At 69.3% G+C, this 20,734-nt stretch carries 23 protein-coding genes and 2 pseudogenes; 13 read left to right on the top strand and 12 right to left on the bottom strand.

The genetic code is table 11. The annotated features are described in order from the left end of the window. The first annotated feature begins 57 nt into the window (after positions 1–57). Together CC117_RS25825 and CC117_RS25820 are read left to right on the top strand one after the other, a co-directional pair. On the top strand, positions 58–966 hold the full coding sequence (locus tag CC117_RS25825) for an NADP-dependent oxidoreductase (RefSeq protein ID WP_071088567.1): 909 nt from the start codon (positions 58–60) through the stop codon (positions 964–966). 351 nt (positions 967–1,317) lie between these two features. Further along, complete coding sequence (locus CC117_RS25820) at positions 1,318–1,674, top strand: hypothetical protein (protein ID WP_198541987.1); 357 nt, start codon at positions 1,318–1,320, stop codon at positions 1,672–1,674. A gap of 38 nt (positions 1,675–1,712) precedes the next feature. On the opposite strand, the pseudogene CC117_RS25815 reads toward CC117_RS25820, so the two are convergent. After that, positions 1,713–2,424, bottom strand: a pseudogene (locus CC117_RS25815) (IS6 family transposase). Between the two features lie 442 nt (positions 2,425–2,866). Continuing rightward, positions 2,867–3,907 carry an SNG1 family protein gene (locus CC117_RS25810; RefSeq protein WP_241830422.1) on the bottom strand — a complete coding sequence of 347 codons (1,041 nt, stop codon included), beginning with the start codon at positions 3,905–3,907 and terminating at the stop codon, positions 2,867–2,869. A 92-nt stretch (positions 3,908–3,999) separates the two neighbouring features. Between CC117_RS25810 and CC117_RS25805 the strand changes: the two genes are divergently transcribed. From CC117_RS25805 to CC117_RS25765, 9 genes and pseudogenes are all read left to right on the top strand, one after another. Next, positions 4,000–4,572 (top strand): TetR/AcrR family transcriptional regulator, encoded by a 573-nt coding sequence (locus tag CC117_RS25805; protein ID WP_071088563.1) that lies wholly within the window; start codon positions 4,000–4,002, stop codon positions 4,570–4,572. 399 nt (positions 4,573–4,971) lie between these two features. Further along, a complete protein-coding gene (locus CC117_RS40690; protein ID WP_241830421.1) occupies positions 4,972–5,184 on the top strand; it encodes an SDR family oxidoreductase in 213 nt (70 codons plus the stop codon). 188 nt (positions 5,185–5,372) lie between these two features. Further along, on the top strand, positions 5,373–5,855 hold the full coding sequence (locus CC117_RS25795) for a MarR family winged helix-turn-helix transcriptional regulator (RefSeq protein ID WP_071088561.1): 483 nt from the start codon (positions 5,373–5,375) through the stop codon (positions 5,853–5,855). 157 nt (positions 5,856–6,012) lie between these two features. Continuing rightward, positions 6,013–6,636, top strand: coding sequence for a DsbA family protein (locus CC117_RS25790; protein ID WP_071088595.1), 624 nt, complete (start codon positions 6,013–6,015; stop codon positions 6,634–6,636). 47 nt (positions 6,637–6,683) lie between these two features. After that, positions 6,684–7,490: an MBL fold metallo-hydrolase gene (locus tag CC117_RS25785; RefSeq protein WP_071088559.1), complete on the top strand. Its 807-nt coding sequence runs from the start codon at positions 6,684–6,686 to the stop codon at positions 7,488–7,490. Between the two features lie 5 nt (positions 7,491–7,495). After that, complete coding sequence (locus CC117_RS25780) at positions 7,496–7,918, top strand: nuclear transport factor 2 family protein (protein ID WP_071088557.1); 423 nt, start codon at positions 7,496–7,498, stop codon at positions 7,916–7,918. A gap of 698 nt (positions 7,919–8,616) precedes the next feature. Continuing rightward, positions 8,617–8,844: pseudogene (locus CC117_RS39380) on the top strand (transposase); the annotation flags it as partial. Positions 8,845–8,934: 90 nt separating this feature from the next. Beyond that, complete coding sequence (locus CC117_RS25770) at positions 8,935–9,156, top strand: hypothetical protein (protein WP_071088552.1); 222 nt, start codon at positions 8,935–8,937, stop codon at positions 9,154–9,156. Next, positions 9,153–9,557, top strand: coding sequence for a type II toxin-antitoxin system VapC family toxin (locus tag CC117_RS25765; protein ID WP_071088550.1), 405 nt, complete (start codon positions 9,153–9,155; stop codon positions 9,555–9,557). Before CC117_RS25770 ends, CC117_RS25765 begins: the two co-directional genes overlap by 4 nt. 249 nt (positions 9,558–9,806) lie before the next feature. Here the strand turns inward: CC117_RS25765 and CC117_RS25760 are convergent, their stop codons facing one another. From CC117_RS25760 to CC117_RS25750, 3 genes are read right to left on the bottom strand one after another with little or no spacing between them, the layout of a single operon-like run. Next, positions 9,807–12,035, bottom strand: coding sequence for an FtsX-like permease family protein (locus CC117_RS25760; RefSeq protein WP_071088548.1), 2,229 nt, complete (start codon positions 12,033–12,035; stop codon positions 9,807–9,809). Then, a complete protein-coding gene (locus CC117_RS25755; RefSeq protein ID WP_071088546.1) occupies positions 12,032–12,718 on the bottom strand; it encodes an ABC transporter ATP-binding protein in 687 nt (228 codons plus the stop codon). Before CC117_RS25755 ends, CC117_RS25760 begins: the two co-directional genes overlap by 4 nt. Next, positions 12,715–13,239, bottom strand: a complete 525-nt coding sequence (locus tag CC117_RS25750; protein WP_071088544.1) for a PadR family transcriptional regulator — start codon at positions 13,237–13,239, stop codon at positions 12,715–12,717. The genes CC117_RS25755 and CC117_RS25750 overlap by 4 nt, the downstream gene beginning before the upstream one ends. A 576-nt stretch (positions 13,240–13,815) precedes the next feature. Here CC117_RS25750 and CC117_RS39375 point away from each other — a divergent pair. Continuing rightward, positions 13,816–14,634 (top strand): hypothetical protein, encoded by an 819-nt coding sequence (locus CC117_RS39375; RefSeq protein ID WP_071088542.1) that lies wholly within the window; start codon positions 13,816–13,818, stop codon positions 14,632–14,634. A 178-nt stretch (positions 14,635–14,812) separates the two neighbouring features. Here the strand turns inward: CC117_RS39375 and CC117_RS36695 are convergent, their stop codons facing one another. From CC117_RS36695 to CC117_RS25725, 4 genes are all read right to left on the bottom strand, one after another. Beyond that, positions 14,813–16,213 carry an ankyrin repeat domain-containing protein gene (locus CC117_RS36695; protein ID WP_116287903.1) on the bottom strand — a complete coding sequence of 467 codons (1,401 nt, stop codon included), beginning with the start codon at positions 16,211–16,213 and terminating at the stop codon, positions 14,813–14,815. Between the two features lie 123 nt (positions 16,214–16,336). Continuing rightward, the gene (locus tag CC117_RS25735; RefSeq protein WP_071088541.1) at positions 16,337–16,705 is read right to left on the bottom strand and encodes a hypothetical protein; all 369 of its coding nucleotides are present in this window, start codon (positions 16,703–16,705) and stop codon (positions 16,337–16,339) included. After that, positions 16,702–17,196, bottom strand: coding sequence for a MerR family transcriptional regulator (locus tag CC117_RS25730; protein WP_071088538.1), 495 nt, complete (start codon positions 17,194–17,196; stop codon positions 16,702–16,704). The genes CC117_RS25735 and CC117_RS25730 overlap by 4 nt, the downstream gene beginning before the upstream one ends. Next, positions 17,193–17,540 carry a hypothetical protein gene (locus CC117_RS25725; protein ID WP_241830420.1) on the bottom strand — a complete coding sequence of 116 codons (348 nt, stop codon included), beginning with the start codon at positions 17,538–17,540 and terminating at the stop codon, positions 17,193–17,195. The genes CC117_RS25730 and CC117_RS25725 overlap by 4 nt, the downstream gene beginning before the upstream one ends. 200 nt (positions 17,541–17,740) lie before the next feature. On the opposite strand from CC117_RS25725, the gene CC117_RS25720 reads away from it, so the two are divergent. After that, entirely contained in the window at positions 17,741–18,679 is a 939-nt protein-coding gene (locus CC117_RS25720; protein ID WP_071088590.1) for an arsenic resistance protein, read from the top strand. A gap of 110 nt (positions 18,680–18,789) precedes the next feature. On the opposite strand, the gene CC117_RS25715 is transcribed toward CC117_RS25720, so the two are convergent. From CC117_RS25715 to CC117_RS25705, 3 genes are read right to left on the bottom strand one after another with little or no spacing between them, the layout of a single operon-like run. After that, positions 18,790–19,200, bottom strand: a complete 411-nt coding sequence (locus CC117_RS25715) for an arsenate reductase ArsC (RefSeq protein ID WP_071088536.1) — start codon at positions 19,198–19,200, stop codon at positions 18,790–18,792. Between the two features lie 57 nt (positions 19,201–19,257). Further along, positions 19,258–19,944, bottom strand: a complete 687-nt coding sequence (locus tag CC117_RS40175) for an arsenate reductase ArsC (RefSeq protein WP_071088534.1) — start codon at positions 19,942–19,944, stop codon at positions 19,258–19,260. Then, positions 19,941–20,726 carry an aquaporin gene (locus tag CC117_RS25705; protein ID WP_084132788.1) on the bottom strand — a complete coding sequence of 262 codons (786 nt, stop codon included), beginning with the start codon at positions 20,724–20,726 and terminating at the stop codon, positions 19,941–19,943. Before CC117_RS25705 ends, CC117_RS40175 begins: the two co-directional genes overlap by 4 nt. Positions 20,727–20,734: the final 8 nt, after the last annotated feature.

Here is a 20,734-nt window from a genome sequence, read left to right as displayed (position 1 = left end):
GCGTTGCCCACAAGCCGCCTCCACTGCGGCATACGCGTACAACGGGATGTGACATACATGAAGGCGATCGTGTACGAGGAGTACGGCGGCCCCGAGGTCCTGCGGCTCGCGGAGGTCGAGGAGCCGCACGCAGCCCCCGGACAGGTCCGGCTGAAGATCGTGGCCGTCGGCGTCAACCCCATCGACTACCAGATCCGCCGCGGCTGGCTGCAGCAGGTGTTCCCCGTGACCTTTCCCGCCGTCCCAGGCACGGAAGCGGCTGGCATCGTCGACGAGGTCGGTGAGGGAGTCACCGACATCTCGGTGGGGGACGAGGTGCTGGGCTTCACCGTCACCGGTGCCTACGCCGAGTACGCCCTGGCCGTGGACGTTGCACCCAAACCTGCCGGCCTCGGATGGGAGTCGGCCGTCGCACTGCCCGCCGCCGCCGAGACCTCCCACCGTGTGTTGGACACCCTGAAGGTGACAGTCGGTGAGACACTGCTGGTGCACGGGGCCGCCGGCGTCGTGGGCTCCGTCGGCGTCCAGCTCGCTGTCGCCCGCGGCGCGACCGTCATCGGGACCGCATCCGAGGGCAACCACGACTACCTGCGTTCCCTCGGCGTCACTCCCGTCACGTACGGCGACGGCCTCGCCGACCGGGTCCGCGCCGCCGCTCCACAGGGCATCGACGCCGTGTACGACGCCGCGGGGTACAACGTCCTGGAAGCCTCCATTGAACTGCGCGGCGGCACCACCGACCGCATCGTCACCATCGCCGACATGCGGGCCGCCGAACTGGGCATCACGCTCTCCACTGGGCCCAGCCTCCAGTTCCAGCCGGCGCTCGCCGACTATGCCCGCCTCGCCGCCGACGGCCGACTGCGCCTCCGTATCGACCGGAGCTTCCCCCTCGCCGACGCTGCCAAGGCCCAGGAACTGAGCGAGGCCGGCCACCCGCGCGGCAAGCTGGTCCTTCGCCCGTAACCACAGAAACATGAGCTGAGAAGCCGTCCGCAGACCGATCGGTGGGCGACGTGATCGAACGGGCCGCCTGATCGGGTGATCGTACGGGGTTCAGAGCATGGTGGCGGGGCCTCGTGGGAGGGATCCAGGCAGTTGTCCGTTGGTGTTGAGGGGCGGGGAGCTGTGAGCGCCGGAGTGCCGGCGGAGATCATCTGGGATCTCGAGCTGAGAGGGCCCTCCGCCCAGCTTCCGGGATACACCGGGAAGATCACCGCGACGCGAGCAGAGAGGGCACCGCCCATGGGCCGGCCGACGCCGTCAACTCCTCTACAGAGGGACACGAAGGCACTGTGTATCGGGTTGCATCCGAGTGTGCTCGACTACAGCCAGATGCCCGACGGTCTCGACGAGGCGGTGTTCACCGCCCGGACCGAGGCCGGGAACGCGGCGCTGCGTGAGGCGGGGTTCGACGCTGTCCTGTGCCTGATCGACACCTCTCCGGACCGCGCCGAGGCGATCGTCCGGGAACATCTCCGGGAGCATGCGTTCGGCTTGGCGATGATCGGTGGTGGCGTACGTATGCTGCCGGAGCACACCCTGCTGTTCGAGCGGCTGGTCAACGTCCTCATCGAGACTGCGCCCGGGATGCGGCTGTGCTTCAACACGGCGCCGGAGAACATGGTCGAGGCGCTGAAGCGGTGGATCCAGGCGGGCGCTGTTGCGTTGTGAGGAAGCAGCGCATGCCAGCGGGCCTCGGCGCGCGCTGGTCAGACGGCGACGGCGAGTTCGGTGAACGCGGCTGCCACCCTCAGCCTCGGGTTAGTGTCGATCGGCGAGCTCGTAGTGGCCGCGGCGGATGTTCTGCACGAGGGCGTGGCCGGCGCTGATCGTCTGGACAGAACGGGGTCGTTTCAGTCCGCGCATCGGCCGGAGCCGGGCTTTGAGTCGACCATGGTCGGCCTCGATCCGGTTGTTCTCCCGGGCGGCATTGACATGGCAGGCCTCAGGCAAGAACTCGTCGAGGATGCGCGGGTAGATGGGTGCTTTGTCGGTGGTGACCTCGACCGGCCGCCGGCCGTGAGCCAGGGCTTGGGTGAAAAACTGGCGGGCGGCGGCCTGGTCGCGGCGGGTACTGGCGAGAACGTCGATGACCTGGCCGTACTGGTCGACCGCCTGGTAGAGGTAGGTCCAGCGGCCGGAGACCTTGACGTAGGTCTCGTCGATGAACCATCTGTCCCCGGGCCGGTGCCGGCACTGCCGGGCCGCCTCGACCAGCAGGGGCGCGAAGCGCTACACTCACCGGTACACCGTGACGTGATCAACCTCGATGCCACGTTCGGCCAGTAGTTCCTCGACGTCCCGGTACGACAGCGCGAACCGCAGGTACCAGCGAACAGCCAGCACGATCACCTCGGGTGGAAACCGGAATCCGGCGAACTCTGATGTCGGGGCCGGTGGACGGACACGACGGCAACGCATCACTCGATCATGACCGATCGGCCGTCGCATGATGGCGGACTTCGCCAATGCAGCAGACCTTCGTGGCCGAAGCGCCTCCGCGCCCAGGAAAGGAGGATAATTACTGTTATATCGAGGTGTCGCCGGCCGCACCCCGGCCCATGTGGGCGCAACGTGTGCGTGGATGTTCCGGCACGGCGCGACATTTTAGGCGGCTCGTTCCTATTCATTGATCAGGCCACCGAGGACAGGTCGGCGTCTGACGCTTCTCGGTCAGGCCGGCGACGGGGTGGTCGGGCCGGAGTGGTTGAAGGCCACAACCACGAGGAGTTCCCGCTGATGCTCTGCTCATGCATGCGACCTGTGCTGACATGAGGTGATCGGGTGGCCGTGGGGCGTGGAGGTGACGGCCGTCGAGGTTGATGGTGGCCCGGTGACGCAGGCCGACCTGCCTGCGTGATTGCTAGGCGGTGGAAAAGGCTTCTTCGATCTCGTGTTCTGGCGTCTCGGGGTCGGGTTGGTTGCGGTGGCGGGCGACACCGAGGGCGAGGAACACCGCTCCGCCGACGAGCCAGGCGGTCAGGGTGAGGACGGCGTGAAGGCCGCCGTGGCCATCGAAGAAGGCGAGATCACGGATAAGGGCGCCGGTGGCTCCGGGCGGCAGCAGTTGCCCGATCGCACCCCAGGGCTCGGGCAGCAACTCTGGAGCGTTACTCAAGCCGGACAGTGGGTTGCCGAGCAGGATGAGCAGGATCGCGGCGATGCCCAGCCCGGCGCCGCCGAAGAGCGTGCGCAGACCCAACACAGCCGATGCGGTGGCGCCGATGCCCAGCATGGCGCCCAGTGAAGTCAGCCAATAGTTCCCGTCGAGGGTTCCGATGCCGAACTGGAGTACGGCGGTCAGRCCCAGGCCGCCGACGACGGCGAAGATGCTGGCGGTGAGCATGCGCCGTCCCGGGGTGTGGAAGACCAGCATGATCACGGTGGCGCCGATCCAGCCGCCCAGCGCCAGGGGCAGTGCACCGGCGGAGAGGCCGGCGCCCCGGCTGTCGTCGGAGGGAAACGGGCGGATGTCGGTGACGGTGGCCGGGACGTCGCTGGCACTCGCGATGCCGGCGCCGACCCCCTGCGCGGTGGCGGCGATCGAGACGCTGGCCGCGCTGGCGACGAGGGTGTGGACGCCGTCCGGGTCCAGGATGACGGCGCCGTAGATCTTGCGTTCCAGGATCGCGGTCCGGGCGGCGTCGGCGTCGGCGTAGGTCTTGATGTCGAAGGCGTCACCGCGGCTCTCGAGCTGCTGTCGCGCTGCGGTGACGGCCGATGGCGGGCCGACGACACCGAGGCCGACATGGTGGGGGTTCAGGTTCGCCGCAGGCAGGGCGAACGCCGTGAGCATCACCCCGAGCAGGATCGTCAGCCCCGCGACGACGCCGGCCACGCGCACCGCGTCGGAGGGGGTTCGGCCCGGCGCTGGGGAGCCGGTGGTGGGGGATGTAGCGCCCATAGAGGACTCCCTTAAGTTACGATACGTTCCTTAACCCATGGGCACGATAGTCTCGGCCCTTAGGGAACGCAACGTAGCTTTGAAGGAGTGGGATGGCCGCCACACGTCGACGCGGCGCCGAGCTGGAGAGCGCCATCCGCGAGGCCGTGCTGGCCGAGGTCGCCGAACACGGCTACGCCGGGACCACCTACGAAGGCGTCGCCGCTCGGGCCGGCACCGGCAAACCGGTCCTCTACCGGCGGTGGCCGACAAAGGCTGAGATGGTGCTCGCGGCCAAGGTCGACGACTTCGTGCTCCCGCGTGCACCAGACACCGGCAGCCTGGAAAAGGACCTCAAAGCCCTGCTCCATGAGCTGCGCTCGATGGTCGAGGTCGTCGGCCGCGAGACAATGCTGCGCCTGCTGGCTGACCTCGAGCCGCCGTCCATGGGCATCATGCGCTCGTTGCTGCTGACCCGGGGTATCGAGGCCACCGCCCCGGTGATCGAGCGTGCGTGGGCCCGCGGCGAGCTGCCGGACATCGACCTGCCGCCGCGGCTGCTGTCGCTTCCCCTAGACCTGGCCCGGCACGAATTCATTCTCGCTGGGGAACTGCCGGACGATGTCATCGACGCCATCGTCGAAGAGGTACTCCTCCCGGCGATGCGCCATGGCCGCTCTGCATGAGGGCGAGAGGTTGCCTGCTCCAACACGACCGCGTCGGCGCGCCGCGCGGCGGCCAGGCCCGCGGCGAAGTGCTCGGCGGGCAGGTGCCGACCCAGCAGCAGCACCCCGATCAGCACGCGGGTTCCCTTGATGTCACGGTGGGCCTTGCGGGCGGCGGTCCATAAGGCGTCGTGGACCGGAGGAAACTTGCCCGCTGCGCGGGCCTGTTCGAGCACCGTCGCTCCGGGCAGCGCGCCGGGTTTGCGGAGCAGCAGCTCCAGGAGCGATCGAGTTCGAGGCGTGAGGTCGGCTTCCCGGACAGGCGTTCGCGGCGGGCGATCTCGGCCCGGCCGTCGAATACGACAATCTCCGTTCACCCGGCAGGCCGCGGCGGAGGGTGCCGCGCGTGGGATCCGGGCGGTGGCGATCAGCCCGGGGACGATCGAGACGCCAGGCGCGGCGGAGCAGTTCGCGGTCCCGGAGGTCCGGGAGGCCCTGTTCGGTGGGGACCTCATCCCGCGTCCGGGCCAGCCGGTCAAGGTTGTCGACCTGGCGGTTCTCCTCGCCTCCGACGAGGCGTCCTTCATCACCGGCGCGAATTTCGTCGTGGACGGGGGCATGTCCGTGATCTGACCGAGATCTCCGTACGAGAGCAGAACCGGTGCGGCGTAGGCGAACGCCCAGCTCGCGTCTGATCCTGGCTGGGTCGGCCTGCCTGCTGGCAGGGTGGGGATGGCTCTGTTCTCCGGCTTGCACCACGGCATGATCGGTGTGTGGGTGCCAGTGGCGACGACGTAGACAGGGGACCTGTTCATGAGCGGATGGGGATCTCGACGGCAAGAGACGCCGCGAATGACAGTCTCATCTTGGCCTTCGGACGGTTGCAGGGGGCGGCCAACCGGCTGGGGTATCTGCTCGGGCGAGCACTGGAGGAGGAGTGCGGGATCARCCATCTGATGTTCGAGGTGCTGCTGATCCTGGGGCGGGCGGGCGAGCCGGGGCTGTCGATGCGGTCCATCGCCCAGGAGCAGGTGTTGACCACGGGTGGTGTGACGCGGCTGGTGGACCGTATGGAGGCGGCCGGGTTTGTCGAACGTACGGAAGCCCCCGGTGACCGGCGTGGGAGGCTGGTTCGACTCACTCCTCTCGGTGAAGAGACCGCTGTCCGTGCTTCCCGGATCCATGTGGAGAACATCAGGCGGTACTTCCTGGAGCCACTCCCCGTAGCGGACCGCGAACGGTTCGCGGAAGACCTCCGCATTCTCAGCCATACGGCGCGGGACACGCTGCCGCGTCTACCCTGAGCCGCAGCCGGCGCGGGAGCGCCGATGCGGTGGCACCGGAGACCTGAGTGTGTCGGAGGTCACTCGCCAAATCTCGAAATATCTGACTGGTCAGATACTGTTCTGTCAGGTGAATCGCTCGCATCGGACGATGCGTCGCACCCTGGCGAGGTTCTCGGTGAAATTTGTCTACGTTTTCGATGCCTATTGTGGCTGGTCGCACGGGTTCTCCGACACGGTGCGCGAGGTCCTTCACCGCCATCCCGGGCTGTCGATGGAGGTCGTCTCGGGTGGCCTGTTCACTGGGRAGCGTCGGGTACCGATCCGGGCCTTTGGCTACGTGCAGGGAGCGAACGCCAAGATCAGCGAGCTGACCGGGGCGGAGTTCGGTGACGCCTACGATCGGCTGATCTCTGACGGTTCCTTCGTCATGGACTCCGAGGCCGCCGCCCGTGGTGTGGCCGCCCTGCGTCAGGCCGCCCCGGGACAGGCGGTGGAACTCGCGGCGGCCCTGCAGCGGGCCTTCTACGTCGACGGGCGCAGTCTGTCCGATCCGGCCACCTATCGGAAGGTCGCCGAAGAGGCCGGGCTGGACGGCGATGCCGTCGTCGCCGCCTTCTGGGCGCCCGAGACACAGGCCGCGGCCGAGGCGGACTTCCGCCTCGCCGCCGAGCTGGGCGTCACCAGTTTTCCGACCCTGCTCGCCCTTGACGGCGAGCGCGTCACCGCGCTGGCCCGCGGCCACGCCACCGTCGGCGAGGTCGACCAGCGCCTGGCCACGCTGCGCACCGGCACCCGCTGAACGTTCCGTCCGTCTCCGTCCGTCCCACGGAACAAAGGAGCACTCGCATGAGCACCCTGGACTTCACCGTCTTCGACCTGGACTTTCCCGTAGGCAGCAAGAACAAGACCGCCACCCTCGTCACGGGTGAGAACGAGGCACTGCTGGTCGATGCCGGCTTCACGCGCGCGGATGGCCACCGGCTGGCGGCCGCGGTGCTGGACTCCGGCAAGAGGTTGACCACCGTGGTCGTCAGCCACGGCGACCCGGACTTCTACTTCGGCGCCGAGGTGCTCGCCGACGCCTTTCCCGATGCGCGCCTCGTCGCCACCGAGCCGGTCATCGAGCACATCCACCGCTCCTACGAGGGCAAGCTCAAGGCGTGGGCGGCGCTCGGCGCGAACCTGCCCACCCGCTTGGTCGACCTGGCCCCGCTGAGCGGCGGCCTCACGCTGGAAGACCACCGTTTCGAACTGAAGGGCGGCTCGGCTGAACTGCCCGACCGCCACTATCTGTGGCAGGCCGAACAGCGTGCGATCCTCGGTGGCGTGCTGCTGTTCCAGCAGGAGCACGTCTGGGTCGCCGACAGCCCCACCCCGCAGCAGCGGGCCTCCTGGATCAGGCAGCTGGACGACATGGCCGCCCTCAAACCGCGGCTGGTCGTGCCCGGCCACCGCCTGCCGGACACCCCCGCCGACACCTCCGCCATTACCGCCACCCGCGACTACCTCACCGTCTTCGAGGAGGAACGCGCGGGCGCCGCCGACGGCGCCGCGCTGACCGACGCCCTCGTGCGGCGCTACCCCGGCCACGGCATGCTGATCGCCGCGCAAATCGGAGCCAAGGTCGCCAAAGGCGAGATGACCTGGGGCTGACGACCATGACCGCACAGGCCACCGACTTCGCCGCCTCCACCGCGCCCGCCGACGTCGTACGCCGCCAGTACCTGGCCTCCGCCGCCGGCGACCTGCAAGCCCTGCGCGCCAGCCTCGCTCCGGACGTGGAGTGGACCGAGATGGCCGGCTTTCCCCTCGCCGGCACCTACCGCACCCCCGAAGGCGTCACCGCGGGTGTCATGGAACGGCTCGCCCAAGACTGGGACCACTGGACCGCCCACGACGACACCTACATCGTCGACGGTGAAAACGTCGTCGTCCTGGCCCGCTACACCGCAGTGAACAAGAACACCGGCAAACCCCTCGACGTCCGCGTCGCCCACCACTTCACCGTCCGCGGCGGCCAGATCGTCCGCTTCGAACAGTTCGTCGACACCGCGTTCGTCCGCGACGCGATGACCGACTGACTGCAGCCAGGATCTTCGAAGTAGATCAACATTTCTGGCTTTCTGTCGACGGAAAGGCGCGGCCAGCCCGTCGTCGATGATCTCGGCGCCCTTGGCTCGCGGGTGGGCTTGGGCTTCCTGCCTTGTACCGGTCCACCGGAAGCAGAAATCGGCCGATCCAGGGTCGACCGACGGGCGACGAGCTTCGCGCCGTTGCCTTGCTGGTAGATGTTCAGGCCTGCGGTACCTCATCGAATGGGGCTTCCGGTGTCGGTGACACAGGAGGCCATTCCGCCGACCGATCCGTCAGCGGACAACGTCCGCTGCCAGATCGCCCCCAAGAGCGCCTCGGAGTACACGCCGACGGTCGATGCCATTTGCCGACCCCCCCGCCGCAACTACGCCCCGTAACCAAGGTCCGCCGGCACGTTCAGGGATCGAACCAAACGATCAATACCCCGACCTGGACATCTCCCATTTGATCAACCATCAGATCTCATAGGTTTTACCTATTTGCCCAGGTCAGGGCATTGTTACGCATCGTGGTGGACCTGACGCAACACAATAAGAACCTCCTGATCTTGGTTCAGGGCCCTGAGATCATCGTCCGCCCGGTCTCTGCGAGGCTCCCGACCAGGGGCGATGCCGAGTGAGCACTCGACTCGCGACATCATCGCCAGAATCGAACACGCGTTCCGTAGGTCTGGCGGGTCTGGACGCTGCGGTCCCGTTGGCGGCGCCAAGCGGGTCCCGTCGTCCCGTCAGGGGTGTGTCGCCCTCGTCCTGGCCTGGCGCCGCATCCCTGGCGGCAAGCCCCAGCCGAACTCACCGGATGGTGTGCCCGCCCGGTCCTCGCCGACGCCGGCTACGGAGACTCGGCGGAGTTCCGCCAAGACCTCACCGGCCAGAACCTGGTCTACGTCGTCGGCGCGGCCCACACCGCGACCGTGGCGGCCGTGCGGGGCTGAGATCCGCCGTGCAGCTCGCGTCCCGGCGGATCTCGGTGGCTGGCCACGCGTCGGTCGTATCCTCGATGGGTGAGTACTCTGCGGGACGAGCTGCACAGTCTGATCGACCGCCTGCCCGAGTCGCACGTGGCGCCGATCCTGGCTCTCGTGCGCGAGAGCGCGCCCGCCGAGAGCGGCGGCGACGAGTGGCCACTACCGGATTTCGTAGGTGCGTTGGCCAGCGGCAAGGGCGATCTCGCCGCCCGTTCGGCTGAGATCCTGCGCGCGGAACTGGGGCGCGACCCCGAGTGATTGTCTGGGACACCGGGCCGCTGATCGCCGCCGCCGACACCGACGACGAGCACCACGCCCGCAGCGTCGCGCTCATGCGGCGCACGCCCCGGCCGCTACTCGTTCCCTATCCTGTCTTGACCGAAGTCTGTTTCATGCTCGAACGGGAGAAAGGCACCCGCGCCGAAGCCGCATTCCTGCGCTCCATCAGCACGGGACAGATCAGCCTGATCCCGCTGGCTCGCCAGGACCTCGCCCGGATGGTCGAACTGGTCGAAAAGTACAGCGACTTCCCACTCGGTGCCGTCGACGCCTCCGTTCTCGCGATCACCGAACGGCTCGGTGCCGATGCCATCGCGACCCTCGACCGGCGGCACTTCTCGGTCGTCCGCCTCACGAAACCGGTCGCACTGCTGCCATGACGCGCTGACGGAGCGTCCGCCGGCCTTGAAACCGGCCGGCGGTCCGAGGCATGGCAGGGTCGTTCCAATACTGGCCGTCTTGCGGCTGGGCGCCTGAGACTTCGCCGGACGACGCGTTGCGGGGCAGCCTCGAACGCGGCGATCCGGACGGACGGGGCAAGGTCGGTCGTCGCTCATCCACCGAATCCGGACGACGGATAGGGCAGGCCACAGTTGGGCTCCGTCGCGGTGGGGGCGTGGCGGGAAGCATCAGCTGTTACGCGTGGCCTCCGGGCCTGTGATCCGCTTGAGCAGGGGCAGGGTCGAGGTGATGATTCCCAGCGCCGCGGCCAGACCGAGGACGACGAGCGTGTAGTACGCCGCGCCTGGCGAGATCAGGTCGTATTCCATCTGGGATTTCAGGAACATGGCCGCGGCGGCGAAGCCTGTTCCGATCGAGAGGGCGGCTCCGGCCAGCAGCGGCAGCGCGCTTTCCAGGCCGACGACTCGCTGCAACAGTCGTAGGGGCGCGCCGGTGAGCCGCAGGCTCGCGAAGGGGCGCCTGCGTTCGGACAGGCCCGCGACGATGCTGACCGCGAGGCTGGCGCCCGCGATCGGCAGGGTGGTCAGTAGCACCACATTGGCCAGCTGGCGCCAGCTGGCCAACTCCTGTTGCTGGTGGGAGCCCCAGTCGTTGACCGTGCGGGCCATGTAGTTCGGGTAGGTCCTGGTCAGCAGGGTCCGGGTCTGCTCCATGGCCGCCGTCGACCCGTCGGTGGTCACGTAGAGCATCTGTACGGGCAGTTTGGCGGCCTGCTCCGGGGAGATCGTGGCGGAGGGCCACTGCCGGGTGCTGTTCGACTGGACGTYGAGGAACGTGAAGAGCGGCACGGCCGCGCTGCCCGCCCCGGGCGGGCAGCGGCCGATGACCGGGATTTGCACCAAGTCGGTGYAGACCACCAGGCCGGGCGCCCATGGCCGGGGATCCGCCGGATCCATTCCGATCTTGTGGGGGTTGGCGTGGACGATGCCGAGGCCCCGGAAGCCCGGGACTGCCCGGATGTCCGCGAGGAGCCGGTCCGGCATGGCGCCTGTCATCGGCGGGTCACCGGGCTGCGCACCGTCCACTACCGCGACCCGGGTCTGCGGATCACCGCTGAGCACCCCGCGGTTGTGGTCGATGGTTCCGATGATGCTGACCGTCGCCGTGGTGACGAACAGGGCCAGGACCAGTCCGCTGACCGAGCGGAAGCCTGCCTTCGGGTCGTCCGCGAGCCGGCGCGCCGCGATCAGAGTCGCCGGACGGCTGGTGCGCCGTGCGACTACCCGGGCCGCGGCCATGGTGAGCCACGGCCCCGCGACCACCAGGCCCAGCATCACCAGGAGGAAGCCGCCGAGGTAGGCAGCCGTCTGGCCGTTGGTGGTCGCCGGACGGCGGGCGACGAAGAAGGCGAGTTCCCCGAGACCGGCCAGCAATGGGACCAGCCACCAGGCCCGGGGCGGACGTGGGGGCACCCGGCGGGTCACGCCCAGCGGGGAGATTGTGACCCGGCGCAATGCCAGGCGAGCTGCGATCGCCGCTGCCATCGGGACGCCCAGGGCAGCCCCCAGCTCCTGGGAGGCGGTGAGCGTCAGATCCTCGGCGAAGAAGCGGCTGCTGGTGAACGGCACTGTGGCGAGTACCGGACGCAGCGCGAGGTAGAGACCGAAGCCGACGGCTGTGCCGGCGGTGGCCGCCAGTGCGGACTCGACCGCTGCGATCAACGAGATCTGCCGAGGGGTGGCGCCGGCCAGTCGCATCGCGGCGTAACGCTGCTCCCGCGTCGCGGCGGACAGGCGGGTCGCGGTCCCAGTGAAGATCAGAATCGGGAAGATCAGCGCGCCTGCCACCACCGAGAGGACGAGGGTCATCGCGTCACCGCGCACGCCCTCGCCGAGACATGCATCGTCGCAGGCGGGCGGCAGCATGCTGGCGATGGTGGTGACTGCTCGTGCCCCAGGCGCGGCCTTGACCTCGGCCGGGGCGCGGCCGATGACCGCCACCAACGAGTCCGGGGAGGCAAGCGCGGCCTTACCGATCCTGCCGACCATCCGGCCCGGGATGCGGTCGCCCAGCTGGGCCGCCGGAATCTCGTGCAGCAGCGTGGCAAGCGCCGGCGAGGCGTAGTACTCACCGGGGGCCGGAAGCCTGCCGAGGCCCGGCGGGACGGGCGAGGTCGGCCCGGTGGCAGCGACATCCATCTCGATGAGCGACTTGCCGTCGTAGAAGTCGCGGTGGGCCCGCCACCACAGCGGGTCCACCGAGGCCGTCTCGGTCCGACTGGCAGCGCCGGTGTTGTACCAGAGCTGCCGGGCGTTCGACCGGTCGACGGCGTTGAGGCTGGCGAGCGTGGACAGCAGCAGCCCCACGCCGATGGCGACGGCAGCAGTGATCATCACAAGCCGAGCGAGGGCGTGGCGGCCGCCGCTGACGGCGAGGCGGAGCGCGAAGAGGATCACGGGGCGATCCGTTCGGCCGCGAGTGTGCTGGCCTTGCCGTCCCGAACGACGGTCTCCCGGTCGGCGTAGGCAGCGACCCGGGGCTCGTGGGTGACCAGGATGACGGTCGTGCCCTGCTCGCGGGCCGTGCCCACCAACAGTTCCATCACCTGTTCGCCGGTGAGCGAGTCGAGTGCGCCGGTCGGCTCGTCGGCGAAGAGCACCTGGGGCCGGGCCACCAGGCCACGGGCGAGCGCGACACGCTGCGCCTGGCCTCCTGACAGTTCGCCGGAACGGCGCCGCTGCATGCCGTCCAAGCCGAGCCGGGCGAACCAGGGCCGAGCCTGGGCGAGTGCTCCTGCCCGGCGGGTACCGCCGAACAGCAATGGCAGAGCGACGTTCTCCTCGGCGGTCAGCTCGGGGACGAGCTGACCGAACTGGAAGACGAAGCCGAAGGTGCGTCGGCGCAGTTCGCTGCGCTGGGCCTCGTTCATGGTGTCGATTCGTCGGCCGTTGAAGTGCACCTCCCCCGAGTCGGGGGTGAGGATGCCGGCCAGGCAGTGCAACAGGGTGGACTTGCCGGAACCGCTCGGGCCCATGAGGGCGAGTACCTCGCCGGCATCGGCGGTCAGGCTGGCGCCGCGCAGGGCAGGGGTCTCACCGAAAGTGAGCGTGAGATCGCGGGCCTCGATCAGGGCGGTCATGAGCGCACCGCCTCGGCGATCGCGTCCAGCCGGGCCGTGGTCAGGTCGATCCAGCGCAGGTCAGCTTCCAGGTGGAACAGGCCGTGGTCGGCGAGCAGTGCGTCGACGAGCGGGCCGGTACGCCGTAGCTCGGTCAGCTCGCGCATCCGCCGCAGGTGGGCAGCGCGCTGCGCGTCAAGGTACTGCTGGGCGTCGCGGCCGAGCATCAGCGCCAGCACGACCTTGGTGAACAGCACCGTCTGCAGGGAGGGTTCGGGGGCCACCGGTTCGGTCAGCCAGCTCTCGAACTCCGTCGCCCCTGTCTCGGTGATGACGTAGCGCTTGCGGTCGGGCCCGTCGCCGGGCTCCGCCTCGCCGACCATGACCTTGCCGTCGCGCGCCAACCGGCCGAGCGTGGCGTACACCTGCCCGAACGGCAGCGGCTTGCCCCGGCCGAAGAACTCGTCGTAGACGCGCTTGAGGTCATAGCCGTGACTCGGCTCCCGCTCCAACAGCCCCAGCAGGGTCAAAGGAACACTCACGAGGGCACTATACGCTAGAAATATACTTCGAGTGTATACCCCGCGAGAACGCGGCGTTGACCTGCGGCGAAGYGGACACCAGGCTCGCTACAGAGGTGCAGGACGGGATGAAGTCGCCGGTGTGACCGGGGTCAGGTTCCCATCGTCGCCCGGCGGGCAGCCGCGTAGCCGCCAGTAGCGGGTCAGCAGCTCCGCTACGTCATCGCAATCTTTGATGATCTCCGGACGTAACGCGCCGCGGACAGATGGCGTTCCCAGACCGTGCCACCACCGCCGATGACGCCATGATCCCACCGCCCTGCCACCGGATCGCGCCCGCAAGATCCCGGAGGCTCATGGCCCCGGCTACCACCACCCGACCACCCCGGGCCAGATCCACGCCGGCCGCTCGGGGGTCCGGGGGTCGCCCCCGGAAAACATCGCGGCCCGCCGGGAAGCCGACCAAAGGTCGGCAACCACGGCGGGCCAGCTCGTGGACCTAACGCAACACAATAAGAACCGCCTGATCTTGGTTCAGGGCCCAGAAATCACCGTCCGCCCGGTCTCCAAGAGGCTCTTGACCAGGGACGATGCCCGGTGAGCGCCCAGCCGACAACATCATTGACCGAGTCGAACATACGTTCCGTAGACCTGGYGGGTCCGGACTCTGCGATCCGTCTGGTTACCGTGATCGTGGGGATCGTCGTCGGATTGACGTTCCTGTTCGGCCTCGGCAACGTCGCTACGCTCGGTGTCCGTCTGGGAGTCCCGACATACGTCGCGTTCCTGGTGGCACYGGCGGTCGATCTGTCCGTTGTGGGCCTTCTGCTCGGCACTCGACACCTCRTGCTGCACGGCGGGCCAGCAGAGGTGGTTCGTTCCGCGCGGCGTCTACTCATGTTCTCCAGCGCTGTAACGCTCGCGTTGAACATTGCGGAACCCCTCATCGCCGGCCACTACGGCAAAGCCGCGTTCGACGCGGTCGGACCGCTTCTTCTTATCGGGTGGGCAGAGGTCGGGCCGAGCCTGCTCCAGGCCATGCAGACCACGACGGCAAGCGCACCTACGCTGGGCGGCGAGGCGGCGAGCGACTCGTCTGCGTCGATCCTTGCAGTTCAACCCGGAGTGCCACGGTCTACTCGTCCACAGGTCGGGGCGGGAACGCCGTCAGCCGAGGTGACGGACGACGGGAACAGGTCTGGCGCGCGGTACCAGGACCTGCTTCACCGGGCACGCGCCGAAGACGTCCTACATTGGCAGCTCCATCGCCGCCCGATCTCCGCCGAGACGCTCCGCAAGCGGCTTCACGTCGGTGCGGGCACCGCCCGCAGCATCGTGGCCCAGCTACGCCGCGATGCTCGGCCCGCTGTCGATGCCAGGACGCCCCGGCCRTCGGCACCGTCACCGACCTCGTGACGGTGGGCTTGCCGCACGTCAAGATCCTCACCGGGCGCCTTACATTTGRGCGCCGGTGTCACCGTCCGCCGTCCTGTGGACGGAGGACGTGGTGCCCATGGGCCGTGCCGTGTTTCATCAAGATCTGGCCCGATTTCTTCGACGGATTCTGGCACCAGTTGTCCGCGTTGTCGCCGGGTCAAGCGGAATGCTGGGCCGATGTGCCGCCGTGCTGTTCGAGCCATTCGACTACATCGGCCGCCTCCGAGCGGCGAGCTGTGTCGAGTGGGGTGAGGTCGTCGTAGCCGGCCCAGTTGATGTCGGCGCCGTGGTCGAGCAGCATTGCGGCGGTGGCGACGTGGCCGCCGTGACAGGCGCCCCAAGAGCTGCTGGTGATGTCTTCCGCGGCCGGCTGGCTGGTGTGCAGATGCCGGTGGACTTCAGCGACGAGTCCGAGGGCGGCGGCTTCGAAGAGGTTGGTGCCGGCGCCGCGTTCGAGGAGGCGGCGGGCCGCGTCCCATTGACCGAAGGCGGTGGCGTCGGCCATAGGGGTGCCGCCGGCGACGACGGCGCCAGGTGCGTCGATGTCGGCGCCGTTGTCGAGCAGGGCGTCGATAGCAGCGACGTCGTCGCTGCTCGCCGCCCAGTGCAGCGGTGTCTCGGGGTGCTCTCCGACGGCGCCGGTGTTCGGGTCGGCCCCGGCGGCGACGAGTGCCGTGAGGGTGGCTGCGACGTTCGGGAAGTGCCCTGGCCAGTCGGTGGCGACGTGCAGCAACGTGCGGTCCCCGTGCCGCTGCAAGCGGATCGAGGCGAGGCGGGGGTTCTCGGTCAGGAGCCGTTGCAGGGCAGGCACGTCGCCGCTGTGGATCGCATCGACAGCGGCGTCGTGGGCGGGATCGCCGATCAGCGCTTCGATGATCCACTCGTCCGGTGGGGCGCCGACGGTGCCGTCGGGGGTGCGGTAGACACGGCACTGCATCCCGTAGCGGCTGGCCGCGTCCTTCGTCACGTGGGCCTGCCGCTCGGCGGCCGGGTCGACGTCTTGGCCGTTGACGCGGACGGTGGGTGAGCCGAGGAAATGGTGGGCCTGGGCGTCCTCGTCGTCTCGGACGCGGACCAGGGTGACCGGGGCAGTGATGTGGTGTTCGGCGAGCAGTGCGGTCAGGTGCGGCAGGAACGCCTCGTGGTTCGGGCAGCCGTCGAAATAGAGCACCTCGACGGTCGGCAGCGGGTCGAGTTCGCGGATGTCGGCGATCAGACCGTCGCGCAGTGTGAGTCGAATGGTGATCTGCGGCGGGAACTCGTCGCCGTCCGGTGACCGGATCTGCAATCGGGCGGTGACCTGTGCGGCCTCGCCATTGGGGGCGGTCCCAAGCTCGGCGAGTTGGAGGGTGATGCCGGCGGCYAGGAGGCCCGCGTAGTGGTCGCCCGCCTGTTCACGGCTGGTGCATTCGTTGCCGCCGTGTTCGCCGCCCCAGCGGACGTCCTCGGTCAGCAGCGCGGTGAACGCCTCGCGGGTGCCGGTGGTCAGAGCGGCGGTCAACGTCGTGCTCAGGGCCGCGAAAGGGTCGCCGGCAGCGCCACGGCTCGGTGCGGACATGGCGAACTCCTTCTGGGTCGAGGGCGTCAGTATCGGCCCAGCGGCCTGGCGGTGTCAGCAGTGCGTGCCTCGCGGCGGTGGGCGTTCAGGTCCGGTGGCGACTGATGGTCTTCGTGCCTGGTGTCAGCAGGCGCATCCTCCGCCGCAGCCGCAGGACCCCCCGCCGGTCACGGTGCATGCGGTGGTCCTGCGGCGCTGGTGCCATCCCAGGAACACCACCGCGAGGACGGCCAGGGCGATCGCGGCGGCGACCAGCGTCTGGTTGACCGCGGCGGCGGCTCCGGCCGTGAGTAGCCCCGCGCCGATCAGCAGCGGCAGCGCGCAGCACGCGGCGCAGGCGAGCACCGCCAGGGTCGCCGAGACAGCGGCCCGGCGCGGTGTCCGAGATCGGTCCGAGGCCGGGGGCTGCTCGGTGGCCGTCCGGAGCTCGAACGGTCCCGCGGCGGTCGAAGGCGGCGTGGCGGGACGTGGGTCGGTGGGCGTGGGGGTCACGGCTGGCTCCTCGTGAGGGCGACAGGGCTGGGCGAGCTGGCTGGGCCGGGCGGGATGGCATCGGGATGGTCGGGTGGACGTCGCGCGATCTCGACGTAGGGCAGGGGGCAGTCGGGGCAGGTGCAGTAGGTGAGGCTGTCGCAGCCGGCCTCGACCACGCCGGACAGCGCGGCTCTGATCGTCTCCAGGTCGCGGATTTTGATGTTGATCTCGTCGAGTTTCGCCAAGGCACGCTCTTTCAGCGCGCCGCTGGGGTGGCGGCGGCGGCCGGTGTCGAGCAGGTCGGCGACCTCGTCGAGGGTGAACCCGAGCCGCTGCGCGGCCTTGATCACGCCGAGCAGGGTCACCGCGTCGGCTGGGTAGAGCCGGTGCCCGCCGGGGGTGCGTTCCGGTTCGGCGAGCAGCCCGCGTCGTTCGTAGTAGCGCACGGTTTGGAGGTTCACCCCCGCCGCGGCGGCCAGCTCACCGGAACGCAACCCTGCGCCGGTCATCGGGCTGTAGGTGCGGCGGCGGCGGCGGTGAGCGTGACGAGGCCGTCGAGGACCGCGGTCTGCGTGTCAGGTACCTGGACGTCGAGGACGACCTGGTCGCCGGTGGGGGTGATGGTGAAGGTGAAGAAGGTGCAGCACTGGCTTTCCCGGGCGGTCAGGTCGCGGACGGTGTCTTCCAGTCCGCCGTCTCGGGTCAGGGTCAGCCGCAGGTGGCGGGCATCGATGCGCTCTATCCGGTACAGGGCTGTCGCGAACAGGGCGTCGAACTCGGCGATCCGCAGCGGTCGAGCGGCGGTCGGCAGAGTGCAGGCGTCCACGTGCGGCACCTTCATGGTGAAGGGCATCAGCTTCTCCTGTCGGGCCTGGTGGCGCCGTGTGCTGGCGCCCTCGACTCGACGGTAAGGCTGTACCTGGGTACCGGATGCAAGCCCGCCCGCCCGCCAGCTTCGTCACAGGAACGGCTGGGTCAGGATGAGCGGACAGCCATGGTGGCCAGGTCGGACAGGGCAGGGGGCTGGATGTGATCGACAGGGTCGTTGCGGCGATGGAACGCCACCAGATAGCGATCTACCTCGCCGCGATCGCGGCCGGCGGCCTGCTCGGCTGGGCCGCGCCCGGCGCCAGCCCCGGGTTCGAACACGCGATCAACCCGGTGCTGGCGGCGTTGCTGTTCGTCACGTTCCTCCAGGTCCCCGCCGCGGAGCTGGTCCGCTCGCTGCGAGCCGGCCGGTTCCTCGGCGCCGCGCTCGCCGTGAACTTCCTGGTTGTTCCCCTTGTCGTGGCGGCGATGTTCCCTGTCCTGCCCGACGACCAGGCGCTACGGCTGGGCGTCCTGCTGGTGCTGCTCTGCCCGTGCGTCGACTACGTCATCGTGTTCAGCGGCCTGGCTGGCGCGCGCAACCAGCAGCTGCTCGCCGCGACACCGCTGCTGCTCGTCGCGCAGATGCTGCTGCTTCCACTGTTCCTGCTGGCCTTCCTCGGCTCGGGGCTCGCCGACGTGGTCGACGCGGGCCCGTTCCTCGAAGCCTTCACCTTTCTGATCGTCGTCCCGCTCGCCCTGGCCTGGACAGTCCAGGCATGGGCCGCCCGCCGGCCCCGCGGGCAGGCCGTCATGGCGGTGGCGGGGACGACCATGGTGCCGCTGATGGTGGCAACCCTGGTCACGGTCGTCGCCTCCCAGGTCCCCAAGCTCGACGACAACCTCGCCGACATCGCCCGGCTGGTGCCCTTCTACGTCCTGTTCCTGCTGGTGATGGCCTTCGCCGGGCTCGCCGTCGCTCGCCTGTTCCGTCTCGACGTCCCCGCCGGCCGCGCGATCGTGTTCACCGGCGCGACCCGCAACTCCCTCGTCGTGCTCCCGCTCGCGCTCGCTCTGCCCGACCACCTCGCCGTCGCCGCCGTCGCCGTCGTCACCCAGACCCTCGTCGAGGTCGTCGGCATGGTCGTCTACGTCCGCGCCGTTCCGCGGCTCCTCCCTGTGTAGGGCTCTTCCAGGGCAGCTCGAAGAACGCGGGCAGGGGTGTCCGGCGGCTCCCGTGAGCACGGGAGCCGCCGGCTGTTCGGTGAGAGCGGCCGTGTGGTGTGGCCCGGGTGTCAGCGGCCGGCGGGCAGGAGCTCGCCGATCAGCTTCTCGACGCGGGCGCGAATGTCGTCGCGGATCGGTCGGACCGCGTCGATGCCCTGCCCGGCGGGGTCATCGAGTTTCCAGTCCTCGTAGCGTTTGCCGGGGAACACGGGGCAGGTGTCACCGCAGCCCATGGTGATGACCACGTCAGAGGCTTGGACGGCCTCGACGGTGAGGATCTTCGGGGTTTCGGCGGTGATGTCGATACCGACCTCGCTCATCGCGGCGACGGCGGTCGGGTTGATCTGCTCCGCGGGCATGGAGCCGGCGGAACGGACCTCGATCTTCCCGGCCGCGAGGTGGGTGAGCCAGCCGGCGGCCATCTGGGAACGGCCGGCGTTGTGGACGCAGACGAACAGCACCGAGGGCTTCTCGGACACAGGCAGGTCCTTTCGACCAGGTGGGCGTGCGCGGCCGGGGCGGGCCGCGCGTGAGGGTCAGCGGGGGTCGGGCAGGGTGAGCTCGGGGAGCATGCTGGCGATCAGCCCGCGGACCCGCCGGTCGATGTCGTCGCGGACGGCGGCGACCTGATCGGCCGGCGCGCCGTCAGGGTCGTCGATCGGCCAGTCCTCGTAGCGTTTGCCGGGGACGTAGGGGCAGCGGTCCCCGCAACCCATCGTGATGACGACGTCGGCGGCGGCGAGGATGTCATCGGTCAGCGGCTTGGGGAACTCCTCGTCCAGGCTCAGACCAATGTCCTTCATCGCCGCGACCACCTCGGGATGGATGTGCTCGCCCGGGTCGGAGCCGCCGGTACGAATGTGCAGCGCAGTCCCGGCGTAGTGCCGGGTCAGCGCGGCGGCCATCTGGGAGCGGCCGGCGTTACGAACGCAGACGAACAGCACCTCGGGGACCCGCTTGGCGATCAGTCCGCGGGTCGCACCGAGCGCTTCGAGGCGTTCCCGGGTCAGCCGTTCCGCCAGGGTCGGGAGGAACAGGGTGACCCGGGCGGTGCGGGCGAGCTGGCGGTAGGAGTCGAGGAGCACCTCCTCGACCTCGCTCGCCGGGAAGGTGGTGTCGTAGTTGTAGGCGAGCCGGGCCGCACTCGCGGACAGCGCCCGTGCGGTCACCGGGTCCAGACCCGGTAAACCGCCGGAGTCGGTCGAGTCGGTCGGGGTGGTCATGAGACACCTCCAGGAAGACGTGGCTGGGCGGCACCGTTCGCCGCGGCGGCCGTGTCGGGGTGTGGGAGCAGGACCTGGGCGGCCTGCGCCGGGGTGCTCGGGATCGGTGGGTAGAACAGGCGCACCAGCCCGTACCCGACCAGCCCACCCACCGCCTGGACGGCGACGAAGGCGGGCACGGAGGCGGGGGCGATGCCGGCGAAGGTGTCGGAGAACATCCGCCCGACGCTGATCGCCGGGTTCGCGAAACTGGTGGAGCTGGTGAACCAGTACGCCGCGCCGATGTAGGCGCCGACCGCGGCCGGGGCCCGTTCGCCGCGCCCGGACCGCACCAGAGCGAAGATCAGCAGGATGAGACCGGCGGTCGCGACGACCTCGGCCAGCAGATGCGCCCCGGATGCCCGATGGTGCGTCGAGATCGATACGGCCGGCTGGTCGAACATCAGGTTCGCCAGCACCGCCCCCGCGATACAGCCGGCGACCTGGGCGGGCAGGTAGGTTGCGGCGTCCCGCCACTTCAACCCGCCGAACGCCGCGTCTACCGCGGTCACGACCGGGTTGAAGTGCGCCCCGGACACCGGCCCAACCATCAGGATGATCGCGTAGAGGCCGGCGGCGGTCGCCGCGGCGTTCTCGACCAGTTGCAGGCCGGTCTGGTCGGGGCTGAGGTGTTGTGCGGCGATTCCCGACCCGATGACCAGGGCGGCGAGCAGCATGCTGCCCACCGCTTCGGCGGCGAGGCGCCGCACCAGCGGCGGCTGGCTCTCCCCGTTGTCCGACACGTCCGGTG

This window comes from Parafrankia colletiae (genome assembly GCF_001854655.1).
Classification (GTDB): Bacteria; Actinomycetota; Actinomycetes; order Frankiales; family Frankiaceae; genus Parafrankia; species Parafrankia colletiae.
This window is presented reverse-complemented; position numbering and strand designations above follow the sequence as displayed.

What these genes read in the sequence shown, in the direction of transcription:
- CC117_RS25825 (WP_071088567.1), top strand. Translation starts at nt 58, where the DNA reads ATGAAGGCGATCGTGTACGAGGAGTACGGCGGCCCCGAGGTCCTGCGG.
- CC117_RS25805 (WP_071088563.1), top strand. Translation starts at nt 4,000, where the DNA reads ATGGCCGCCACACGTCGACGCGGCGCCGAGCTGGAGAGCGCCATCCGC.
- CC117_RS25785 (WP_071088559.1), top strand. Translation starts at nt 6,684, where the DNA reads ATGAGCACCCTGGACTTCACCGTCTTCGACCTGGACTTTCCCGTAGGC.
- CC117_RS25780 (WP_071088557.1), top strand. Translation starts at nt 7,496, where the DNA reads ATGACCGCACAGGCCACCGACTTCGCCGCCTCCACCGCGCCCGCCGAC.
- CC117_RS25755 (WP_071088546.1), bottom strand. Translation starts at nt 12,718, where the DNA reads ATGACCGCCCTGATCGAGGCCCGCGATCTCACGCTCACTTTCGGTGAG.
- CC117_RS25730 (WP_071088538.1), bottom strand. Translation starts at nt 17,196, where the DNA reads ATGACCGGCGCAGGGTTGCGTTCCGGTGAGCTGGCCGCCGCGGCGGGG.
- CC117_RS25725 (WP_241830420.1), bottom strand. Translation starts at nt 17,540, where the DNA reads ATGCCCTTCACCATGAAGGTGCCGCACGTGGACGCCTGCACTCTGCCG.
- CC117_RS25720 (WP_071088590.1), top strand. Translation starts at nt 17,741, where the DNA reads ATGGAACGCCACCAGATAGCGATCTACCTCGCCGCGATCGCGGCCGGC.
- CC117_RS40175 (WP_071088534.1), bottom strand. Translation starts at nt 19,944, where the DNA reads ATGACCACCCCGACCGACTCGACCGACTCCGGCGGTTTACCGGGTCTG.